This window comes from Thermohalobaculum sp., assembly GCF_058622915.1.
Window position 1 is genome coordinate 22,867 of the sequence record NZ_JBZSYN010000191.1, and the last position, 9,907, is coordinate 32,773.

9 protein-coding genes are annotated in these 9,907 nt (G+C 70.6%); 8 read left to right on the plus strand and 1 reads right to left on the minus strand.

Annotation, left to right across the window (positions count from 1 at the left end; genetic code table 11):
* The first annotated feature begins 110 nt into the window (after window positions 1-110).
* The 6 genes from AC32QD_RS15070 to AC32QD_RS15095 all read left to right on the plus strand — a co-directional run bounded on the left by AC32QD_RS15070 (window position 111) and on the right by AC32QD_RS15095 (window position 5,869).
* Window positions 111-1,262: a TRAP transporter substrate-binding protein gene (locus AC32QD_RS15070; protein ID WP_492011329.1), complete on the plus strand. Its 1,152-nt coding sequence runs from the start codon at window positions 111-113 to the stop codon at window positions 1,260-1,262.
* 64 nt (window positions 1,263-1,326) lie between these two features.
* Window positions 1,327-1,935, plus strand: coding sequence for a TRAP transporter small permease subunit (locus tag AC32QD_RS15075; RefSeq protein WP_492011330.1), 609 nt, complete (start codon window positions 1,327-1,329; stop codon window positions 1,933-1,935).
* On the plus strand, window positions 1,932-3,359 hold the full coding sequence (locus tag AC32QD_RS15080; RefSeq protein ID WP_492011331.1) for a TRAP transporter large permease: 1,428 nt from the start codon (window positions 1,932-1,934) through the stop codon (window positions 3,357-3,359). Before AC32QD_RS15075 ends, AC32QD_RS15080 begins: the two co-directional genes overlap by 4 nt.
* Entirely contained in the window at window positions 3,356-4,711 is a 1,356-nt protein-coding gene (locus tag AC32QD_RS15085; RefSeq protein ID WP_492011332.1) for an amidase, read from the plus strand. Before AC32QD_RS15080 ends, AC32QD_RS15085 begins: the two co-directional genes overlap by 4 nt.
* Complete coding sequence (locus tag AC32QD_RS15090) at window positions 4,708-4,884, plus strand: hypothetical protein (protein WP_492011333.1); 177 nt, start codon at window positions 4,708-4,710, stop codon at window positions 4,882-4,884. The genes AC32QD_RS15085 and AC32QD_RS15090 overlap by 4 nt, the downstream gene beginning before the upstream one ends.
* Before the next feature lie 19 nt (window positions 4,885-4,903).
* The gene (locus tag AC32QD_RS15095) at window positions 4,904-5,869 is read left to right on the plus strand and encodes a 2-hydroxyacid dehydrogenase (protein ID WP_492011334.1); all 966 of its coding nucleotides are present in this window, start codon (window positions 4,904-4,906) and stop codon (window positions 5,867-5,869) included.
* A gap of 261 nt (window positions 5,870-6,130) precedes the next feature.
* Here AC32QD_RS15095 and AC32QD_RS15100 read toward each other — a convergent pair whose 3' ends face one another.
* A complete protein-coding gene (locus tag AC32QD_RS15100; protein WP_492011335.1) occupies window positions 6,131-6,853 on the minus strand; it encodes an aspartate/glutamate racemase family protein in 723 nt (240 codons plus the stop codon).
* Between the two features lie 76 nt (window positions 6,854-6,929).
* Here AC32QD_RS15100 and AC32QD_RS15105 point away from each other — a divergent pair, with 76 nt between their 5' ends.
* Together AC32QD_RS15105 and AC32QD_RS15110 are read left to right on the plus strand one after the other, a co-directional pair.
* Window positions 6,930-8,615 carry a thiamine pyrophosphate-binding protein gene (locus AC32QD_RS15105; RefSeq protein ID WP_492011337.1) on the plus strand — a complete coding sequence of 562 codons (1,686 nt, stop codon included), beginning with the start codon at window positions 6,930-6,932 and terminating at the stop codon, window positions 8,613-8,615.
* Window positions 8,615-9,865, plus strand: coding sequence for an NAD(P)/FAD-dependent oxidoreductase (locus AC32QD_RS15110; protein ID WP_492011336.1), 1,251 nt, complete (start codon window positions 8,615-8,617; stop codon window positions 9,863-9,865). Before AC32QD_RS15105 ends, AC32QD_RS15110 begins: the two co-directional genes overlap by 1 nt.
* The last annotated feature ends 42 nt before the right edge of the window (window positions 9,866-9,907 follow it).

The window sequence follows — 9,907 nt, forward strand, 5'->3', positions numbered from 1 at the left end:
CCCGCGGCGGGGCTGACCCGCACTCCGCCAGGGGGCAAGCCGGGTCTGGTGGCAACGCGCAGCCGCCGGGCCGCGAACGGTTCCGACGCTGCGTGCAACGGGAGGAGATCATGAAGGACACCGTAGCTACCACCGAGCAAAAGAAGACCGCCTCGCGGCGGCAATTCCTCAAGGGCGGCCTGGCCGCCGGGGCCGCCGCGGCAACGCTGGCCGCGCCCCAGGTCAGCCGCGCGCAGACCACGAAGCTGAAGATGCAGGGCGCCTGGCCGGCCTCGAACATCTTCTCCGACTGGGCGCGGCAGTATGTCGACCGTGTCAACCAGATGTCGGGCGGCCGGCTGAAGGTGGAGTACCTGCCCGCCGGCGCGGTCGTGAAGGCGTTCCAGATCCAGGACGCGGTGAACGACGGCGTGCTCGACGGCGGCCACCAGGTCTGCGCCTACTGGTACGGCAAGAACAAGGCGGCGTCGCTGTTCGGCACCGGCCCGGTCTACGGCGTGAACGGCAACCAGATGCTCGCCTGGGTGAGCAACGGCGGCGGCCAGGCGCTCTATGACGAGCTGGTGCAGAAAATCCTGGGCCTGAACCTGGTCGGCTGGTTCGCCATGCCCTGTGCCACCCAGCCTCTGGGCTGGTTCAACAAGGAGGTGAACACCGCCGCCGACATGAAGGGGCTGAAGTACCGCACCGTCGGGCTCGCCACCGATGTCTTCGAGGCGATGGGCGTGAACGTCACCCAGCTTCCGGGCGGCGAGATCGTGCCGGCGCTGCAGCGCGGCGTGATCGAGGCCTTCGAGTTCAACAACCCGACCTCGGACATGCAGTTCGGCGCCCAGGACGTGGCCAAGTACTACTACCTGTCGTCCTACCACCAGGCCAACGAGTTCATCGAGATCATCTGGAACAAGGATGTCTACCAGGGCCTGTCGAAGGAGGAGCAGGCGATCCTCAGGTACACCTGCGAGGCCGCCGCCACCGCCAACTACGGCCTGACCATGGACGACTGCTCGCACGACCTGCAGAAGCTGATCAAGGGCGGCACCATCGTCAAGCGCACCAGCAAGTCGATCCTCCAGGCGCAGCTCAAAGCTTGGGACAAGGTCGTGGCGAAGCTGAGCTCCGATCCCTTCTTCAAGAAGGTGATCGAGAGCCAGCGGGCCTGGGGCGAGCGGGTCGGCTACTACATGATCATGAACCAGTGCGACTACGGGCTCGCCTACAACCACTACTGGCCGGGCAAGCTTCCCAAAGAGCTCATCTGAGCCGGCCGCACCGCCGCCGGGGGCTCACCCCCCGGCGGCGTTTCTTTGAGCCCGGGGGATCACCGTGGAAGCCACCATTCGCTTTATCGACGCGTTCAGCGCGCGGGTCGGCAAGGCCTTCGCCTGGTGCATCGTGATCATGACCTTCGGCATGGGCTTCGAGGTGTTCTCGCGATACCTCTTCAACGCGCCCACCGGCTGGTCCTATGACCTCAGCTACATGATGTACGGCACGCTGTTCATGATGGGCGGCGCCTACACCCTGTCGCACAGCGCGCATGTGCGCGCGGATTTCCTCTATCGGCTGTGGCGTCCGCGCACCCAGGCCGCGGTCGAGCTGACGCTCTATTTCATCTTCTTCCTGCCGGCGATGCTGGCTCTCACCTTCTCCGGCTGGAAATACGCCTCGCGCTCGCTGCGCTACCAGGAGGTCAGCGTGATGAGCCCGGCGAACGTGCCGATCTTCCAGTTCAAGCTGATCCTCGTGGCCGCCGGCGTGCTGATGCTGTTCCAGGGCGTCGCCCAGGTGCTGCGCTGCATCTACTGCCTGCGCACGGGCGAGTGGATCAAGGCCGAGGAGGACGTGCTCGAGATGGAGGAGGAGCTGGTCAAGGCGGCGCACTCGGGCGAGAAACCGGTCGCAGATGTGGGTGAGGGAGACGACCGGTCATGACCGATCCGCAGGTCGCCATCATGATGCTGGGCGTGTTCGTCGTCAGCATCTTCCTCGGCTTCCCGATTTCCTTCACCCTCATGGGCATGGGGCTCATGTTCGGGTACTACGCCTATTACGATCCCGAGCGGGCCTGGCGTTCCTACGAGCACGCCCTCGCCCACCATGCCGATACCTGGACGGTGTGGCACGAATGGGCCCAGGGGTTCCTGAACAACCGGATCTTCGACCTGTTCGTGAACCAGACCTACTCGGTCATGTCGAACGACGTGCTGACGGCGGTGCCGCTGTTCCTGTTCATGGGCTACATCGTCGAGCGCGCCAACATCGTCGAGCGCCTGTTCGACACGCTCTATATCTCGGCGCGCCGGATGCCCGGCGCCATGGCCGTGGCGGCGCTGATCACCTGCGCGCTGTTCGCCACCGCCACCGGCATCATCGGCGCCGTGGTCACGCTGATGGGCCTGCTGGCCTTCCCCGCCATGCTGAAGGCGCGCTACGAGACCAGCTTCGCCTCGGGCGTGATCTGCGCCGGCGGCTGCCTCGGCATCCTGATTCCGCCCTCGATCATGCTGATCGTCTATGCGGCGACCTCGAACACCTCAATCGTCCGGCTCTATGCAGGGGCGATGATCCCGGGCTTCATGCTGGCGGGGCTCTACATCCTCTACGTGGTCGGGCGCGCCTGGCTCAATCCGAAGCTGGCGCCGAAGCCGCCCGAGGAGCTGACCGAGGGCGTCACCACCGGCATGATCATCGTGCGCCTGCTGACCTCGTTCTTTCCCTTGGCGGTGCTGATCCTCTCCGTGCTGGGCGCCATCCTGTTCGGGCTGGCGACGCCGACCGAGGCCGCCTCGGTGGGTGCGCTCGGCGGGCTGGTTCTGGCCATCGCCTACCGGGCGCTGACCTGGGACCGGCTGCGCGAGTCGGTCTACCTCACGGTGCGCACCTCGGCGATGGTCTGCTGGCTGTTCGTCGGCTCGTGGACCTTCTCCTCGGTGTTCGCCTATCTCGGCGGCGAGAACCTGATCGAGCACTTCGTGGTCAGCCTGAAGCTCGACACGCTGACCTTCCTGATCACGGCGCAGATCATCATCTTCCTGCTCGGCTGGCCGCTGGAGTGGTCGGAGATCATCATCATCTTCGTGCCGATCTTCCTGCCGCTTTTGCCTCACTTCAACGTCGACCCGCTGTTCTTCGGCATCCTGATCGCGCTGAACCTGCAGACCTCGTTCCTCACACCGCCGATGGCCATGGCGGCTTACTACCTCAAGGGCATCGCGCCGCCGCATGTGCAGCTGACGCAGATCTTCCGCGGCGTCATGCCGTATCTGGCAATGGTTCTGATCGCGATGATCATGGTCTACAACTTCCCCGGCACGGTGTACTACCTGCCCGACCTGGTCTACGGGGCCGGCAAATGAAGACGGTGTCCATTGGCGATCCCGCCGACCTCTCGGCGCGCGCGGCGGCCCAGGCTGTCTCCGAGGGCACGCTGAGTGCGGCCGAGCTGGTCGAGGCCTGCCTCGACCGCATCGCCAAGCACGACGAGGCGATCGGGGCCTGGGCCTACCTCGACCGCGAGCAGGCGATGGAGGACGCCCGCGACCGCGACCGCCGGCGCGAGACGGGCTGGCCGCTGGGCCCGTTGCACGGCGTGCCGGTGGGCATCAAGGACATCTTCGACACCCGCTACATGCCGACCGAGAACGGCAGCCCGCTGGACGCGGGGCGCCGCCCCGAGGCGGACGCGACCGCCGTGCGCCGGCTGACCGACGCCGGCGCCGTGATCCTCGGCAAGACGGTGACGACCGAGTTCGCCTACTACCGGCCGGGCAAGACGCGCAATCCGCACGACCCCGAGCGCACGCCCGGCGGCTCGTCCAGCGGCTCGGCCGCCGCGGTGGCCTCGGGCATGGTGCCGCTGGCGCTGGGCAGCCAGACCAACGGCTCGGTGATCCGCCCGGCCTCGTTCTGCGGCACCTTCGGCTTCAAGCCCTCCTTCGGCGCCGTGCCGCGCACCGGCGTGCTGCCGCTCTCGCCCAGCCTCGACCATGTGGGCATCTTCGCCCGCTCGATCGAGGACGTGGCGCTGATCGAGCTGATCATGGGCCCCGACCACCGCGACGACGGCGCGCGCCTGAACCCGGGACCGCTGAGCGCGACCGCCATGTCGCGCCCGCCCGCCACGCCGTTGCTCGCGTTTTGCAAGACGCCTGCGTGGGAGCGCGCCGCACCCGAGACGCAGTCCGCCTTCGCGGAGCTGAAGGAGGCGCTCGGCGAGCGCATCGACGAGGTCGGGCTGCCCGAGCCGTTCGAGCGCGGCTTCGGCTGGCACCGCGGCGTCATGGCCGCCGAGATGGCGCGCAGCCTGGGCCACTATGTCGACCGCGACGCGAGCCAGGTCAGCGGGCAGACCCGCGAAATCGTCGAGGAGGGCCGCGCGCTCTCGGCCCCCACCTATCTGGGCCTGCGAGACATGCAGCGCGTGCTGCGCGCCGGGCTCGACCCGATTTTCGAGCGCTACGACGCCATCGTCACCCCCGCCGCGCCCGGCGAGGCACCCAGCGGACTGGACAGCACCGGCGACCCGGTCTTCTGCACGCTGTGGACCTTCGCGGGCGTGCCGGTGATCAGCCTGCCGCTGATGGTCGGGCCGAACGGCCTGCCCCTGGGCGTGCAGCTGGTCGGCGCCTATGGCGACGACGCCCGGCTGCTGCGCACCGCGCGCTGGCTGATCGAGACTCTGGGCGAGGAGGAGGAGGCGGAGTCATGAACCCGACCGTCGAGAAGATCCTCGCCATCATCGCCATGGGCTGCCTGATCGCCTTCATGATGGTGGTGGTGATCTGGGTGCCGCGCTGGAACCTGATCAGCATCACCGTGATCAGCCTGGCAATGGCCGCCTACGACTTCTACCGGGACCTGTTCACCGACCGCGGAAAGTAGACCGACCGAGGGGGACCCGATGGCAGGCAAGCCCGTCGTCCTGATCACGCGCAAGCTGCCCGAGGCCGTCGAGCAGCGGGCGGCGCGCGACTACCAGGCGATCCCGAACCCCGACGACCGGCTCTACTCGCGCGAGGAGCTGATCGAGAAGTGCCAGCAGGTCGATGCCGTGCTGCCCTGCCACTCGGAGAAGTTCACCGCCGAGGTGATCGCCGCCCTGCCCGACCGGCTCAAGGTGATCGCCAACTTCTCGGTGGGCGTCGACCATGTCGACCTCGAGGCGGCGAAGAACAAGGGCGTGATCGTCACCAACACGCCCGACGTGCTGTCCGACGCCACCGCCGAGATCGCCATGCTCTTGATGCTGGGCGCGGCCCGGCGCGCGGCCGAGGGCGACCGCATGGTGCGCGACGGGCGCTGGAAGCACTGGTCGCCGGCCTTCATGATCGGGCGGCAGGTCACGGGCAAGCGGCTCGGCATCGTCGGCATGGGCCGGGTCGGGCAGGTCATGGCGCGGCGCGCGCGCGGGCTCGACATGCAGGTGCACTACTACAACCGCCGCCGGCTTGAGCCCGCCGCCGAGCAGGGCGCGATTTATCACGAGAGCCTGGAGAGCCTGCTCGAGGTCTCCGACGTGCTGTCGCTGCACTGCCCGGCGACGGCTCAGAACCGCGGCATGATGGATGCCGCCGCCTTCGCCCGGCTGCCCGAGGGCGCGATCTTCGTCAACACGGCGCGCGGCGCGCTGGTGGACGAGGAGGCGCTGATCGCGGCGCTGAAATCGGGCCAGATGTTCGCCGCGGGGCTCGACGTCTTTTGCAACGAGCCGGGCGGCAACCCCGAGTTGGCCAGGCTCGAGAACGTCTTCCTGCTGCCCCATATCGGCTCGTCCACCACCGAGACGCGCGACGCCATGGGCTTCCGGGCGCTCGACAACCTCGACGCGGTCTTCGCCGGGCGCGCGCCGCGCGACCGGGTGGCCTGAGGCTGCAGCCGCCTGCAGGGAGGCCCTGAATCGGGTCCGGGGCACGGCCCCAAGGTAGCCGGCTGCCCAGGGTTTCCCGCTGCCCAGGGCTTCCCGCCGCCCAGGGCTTCCCGCCGCCCAGGGCTTCCCGCCGCCCAGGGCTTCCCGCCGCCCAAGGTATCCGGCTGCCCCGGCCAACGCGCCGGGGTCTCGCTCTCGCATTTGAGTCCAGTGGCTTTCGCTCGCCCGCGGGCTACAGCGCGGCGCTGCGGGCGATCCGGCTCAATCCGGCGCCGCGAAGCGCGGCGGGCGCAGCGACGCCTGGAACCAGCAGACGAAGCCGTGCACCGAGTGCACCGGCAGGCCGGTCGCGGCGCGCACATCGGCCGCATAGGGCACCATGTTGGTGCATTCGAGCATGATCGCGCCGGTCTCGGGGTGGCGCGCCACCAGGGCGCTGGCGGCGCTGACCACATCGCGCCGCGCGGCCTCGACGTCGAGCCGGGGCTCGTCGCCCAGGATCACGCGGGTGAACTCGGCCCCCGCCTCGGTGCCCATCACCGGCGTGCCCTCCGGCACGCCCGCGGCGGCGAGGTGGGCGGGCGTCAGCGCCTCGGCCGAGATGGTCAGGATGCCGACGCGGCGGCCCGGCGGCAGCGTCGCCTGGATCAGCGGCACCTGCATCAAGGCCGAGCTGGCCACCGGCACGCCCAGCGCCGCGGCCAGCTCGGCCTGGAACAGCGACAGGAACCCGCAGTTGGTGGTGATGCCGTCGGCGCCGTCGGCCACCAGGGCACGGCCGGCCTCGATGAACGCGTCCAGGAGGCCCTCGGCGCGGCGGCGCACCACGCGCTCGGGGCTGGCGCCGCGCACCACGCGATAGAGCACCGGGAACGGCCAGCTGAGCGCGTTGCCCATGTCGCCGGGGATGCGCGGGAAGCGCGCCTCGAGCATCAGGATGCCGACGCTGGCGCCGTAGACTGCCTTGCCGCCCCCGGCGATCATCGCCCTCTCCGCCCCGGCCGTTGACTGCACCGAATTTTCCGCCGAGCGTGTGGCCAAGGCAAGGGAGGATGCGATGATGGGCGGGGCAAACCAGTCGACCGGGGCCGAGGCGATGGTGCGCATGCTGGCCGCGCATGGCGTGCGCCACGTCTTCGGCCTGTGCGGCGACACCTCGCTGCCGTTCTACGACGCGCTGGCCCGGCTCGACCACGGCATCACCCACATCCTGACGCGCGACGAGCGCCACGCCGCCTACATGGCCGACGGCTATGCCCGGGTGACCGGGCGCGTCGGCGTGTGCGAGGGGCCCTCGGGCGGAGGCGCCACCTATATCCTGCCCGGCGTCGTCGAGGCGAACGAGAGCTCGGTGCCGATCCTCGCCATCACCACCGACGTCGCCACCACCTCGGCCGGGCGCTATCCGCTGACCGAGCTGGACCAGGAGGCGCTCTACCGGCCGCTGACCAAGTGGAACGGGGTGCTGCGCGACGCGGGCGCCCTGCCCCGCATGCTGCGCCGTGCCTTCCGCGAAATGACCAGCGGGCGCGCGGGCGCGGCGCATCTGGCGTTGCCCTTCGACGTGCAGAAGGCGCCCGTGCCCGAGGACGAGATCTGGGCCGACCCCCGCTTCGGCGCCTTCCCGGCGCTGCGCGCCGCGCCCGATCCGGCGGATGTGGAGCGGGCCGCGGGCGTGCTGGCCGCGGCCCGCCGCCCGTTGATCGTGTGCGGCGGCGGCGTGGTGCTGGCCGGGGCCGAGGCGGCGCTCAGGCGGCTCGCCGAGGGCCTGGGCATCGCGGTTGCCACCACGGTCAGCGGCCAGGGCAGCCTGCCCGAGACGCACCCGCTGTGCCTGGGCGTGGTCGGCTCGAACGGCGGGCGACCGGAGACCCGCGCGGTGGTCGATGCCGCCGACTGCGTGGTCTTCGTCGGCTGCCGCGCCGGCTCGGTGACCACCGAGCGCTGGCGCGCGCCGGGCCCCGGCGTGACGGTCGTCCACATCGACGCCGACCCGGGCGTGATCGGGGCGAGCTATGCGACCGAGGCGGCCATCTGCGCCGACGCCAGGCTGGCGCTGGAGGCGCTGGCCGAGGCGGCCGAGTTGCCCCGCTTTGCCGGCGCCGAGCAGGCGGTGGCCGAGGCCTGGGCGGCCAAGCGCGCCCATTTCCGGCCGCTGGCCGAGAGTGACGCGCGGCCGATCCGGCCCGAGCGGGTGATCGCCACGCTCGAGCGGCTGTTGCCCGAGGACGCGGTGGTCTGCGCCGATCCGGGCACGCCCTGCCCCTATTTCTCGGCCTATTACACGAACCGCCGCGCCGGACGGCACTTCATCACCAACCGGGCACACGGCGCGCTGGGCTTCGCGCTGGGCGCGGCCATCGGGGCGCAGACCGGGCGGCCCGGCGCCAAGGTGGTGGCCGCCATGGGCGACGGCAGCTTCGGCATGTGCGCGGGCGAGCTGGAGACGGTGGTGCGCCTCAGCCTGCCGATCACCTGCGTGGTGTTCTCGAACAGCGTCTACGGCTGGATCAAGGCGGGCCAGCGCGCGGGCTTCGGCGGGCGCTTCTTCTCGGTCGACTTCTCGCGCACCGAGCACGCGGCGGTCGCCGCCGCCTACGGCGTGAAGAGCTGGCGCGTCGAGGAGCCGGGGGAGCTGGAGGGCGCGCTCAGGGCCGCCATCTCGCATGACGGCCCGGCGCTGGTCGACGTGATCGCCCAGCCGCTCGACGAGGCGGCGGCGCCGGTCAGCGAGTGGGTCGCCTGATGCAGGTGATCGTCGTCGGGGCAGGCATAACGGGCGTCTCGGCCGCCGAGTGGCTGCGCCGCGACGGCCATGCCGTGACGCTGATCGACCGGGTGCGCCCCGGCGACCCGGCGCAGGCGTCCTATGGCAATGCCGGGATCCTGGCGAGGGCTAGCATCGTGCCCGTCTCGGTGCCGGGTCTGGCGTGGAAGGTGCCGGGGATGCTGCTCGATGCGGACTCGCCGCTCTACCTGCGCTGGGGTTACCTGCCGCGGCTGATGCCGTGGCTGGCGCGCTTTTTGTGGAACGGCCGGCGTGGCACGGTGGAGATGATCGCCGGCGCGCTCGCCTCGCTGACCGGCGACGCGCTCGAGCAGCACATGGCGCTGGCCGGCGGCACGCCGGCCGAGCGCTTCCTGCGCCGCGGCTACTACACCCTGGTCTACCGCGACCGGCGCGCCTTCGAGGCGGATGCCTTCGCTTTTGCGCTGCGCCGCGCCAACGGCTTTCGCTGGGAGGAGTGGGACCGCGCCCAGCTGGCCGACTACGACCCCGCGCTGTCGGAGCGCTACGGCTTCGCGGCGGCGCTGCCCGAGCACGGCCACGTCACCTCGCCCGGGGCCTATGTCGCCGCGCTGGCCGCGCATTTCGAGAGCGCCGGCGGGCGGTTCCTGCAGGGCGCGGTCACCGGCCTCGCCCAGGTGGCGGGCGGCCGCGCGGCGGTCACCATGACGGGCGGCGCCCGGCGCGAGGCCGACCGCGTGGTGCTGGCCGCGGGCGTGTGGTCGGCGCCGCTGGCGCAGGCGCTGGGCCACGCGCCGATGCTCGAGTCCGAGCGAGGCTATCACCTCGTCCTCAAGGGCGCCTCGCACGCACCCCCGGGGCCGCACATGATCGTCGAGGCCAGGACCGCCATCAGTCCCATGGAGGACGGGCTGCGCCTCGCCGGGACGGTCGATTTCGGCGGCGTCGAGGGACCGCCCCTGGGCGCGCCGGTCGAGGCCCTCCGGCGACGCGTGCGCCAGGTCTATCCCGGCCTGCGCTGGGACGGCGAGGCCGTCTGGATGGGCCACCGGCCCGCCACCGTGGACAGCCTGCCGCTACTCGGCCCCGCGCCCAAGGCGCCGACGGTGTGCTTCGCCTTCGGCAGCCAGCACATCGGTATGACCATGGGGCCCAGGCTCGGCCGTCTGACCGCCGACCTGGTCGCGGGGCGCACGCCCAATATTGACATTCGACCCCTCAGGCCCGACCGTTTCGACCGACGCTGAACGCAGCGCGACACGGAGGGAGAGGAATTCATGTACAGGATC

What these genes read in the sequence shown, in the direction of transcription:
- AC32QD_RS15105 (WP_492011337.1), top strand. Translation starts at nt 6,930, where the DNA reads ATGGGCGGGGCAAACCAGTCGACCGGGGCCGAGGCGATGGTGCGCATG.
- AC32QD_RS15070 (WP_492011329.1), top strand. Translation starts at nt 111, where the DNA reads ATGAAGGACACCGTAGCTACCACCGAGCAAAAGAAGACCGCCTCGCGG.
- AC32QD_RS15085 (WP_492011332.1), top strand. Translation starts at nt 3,356, where the DNA reads ATGAAGACGGTGTCCATTGGCGATCCCGCCGACCTCTCGGCGCGCGCG.
- AC32QD_RS15095 (WP_492011334.1), top strand. Translation starts at nt 4,904, where the DNA reads ATGGCAGGCAAGCCCGTCGTCCTGATCACGCGCAAGCTGCCCGAGGCC.
- AC32QD_RS15100 (WP_492011335.1), bottom strand. Translation starts at nt 6,853, where the DNA reads ATGATCGCCGGGGGCGGCAAGGCAGTCTACGGCGCCAGCGTCGGCATC.
- AC32QD_RS15080 (WP_492011331.1), top strand. Translation starts at nt 1,932, where the DNA reads ATGACCGATCCGCAGGTCGCCATCATGATGCTGGGCGTGTTCGTCGTC.
- AC32QD_RS15090 (WP_492011333.1), top strand. Translation starts at nt 4,708, where the DNA reads ATGAACCCGACCGTCGAGAAGATCCTCGCCATCATCGCCATGGGCTGC.
- AC32QD_RS15110 (WP_492011336.1), top strand. Translation starts at nt 8,615, where the DNA reads ATGCAGGTGATCGTCGTCGGGGCAGGCATAACGGGCGTCTCGGCCGCC.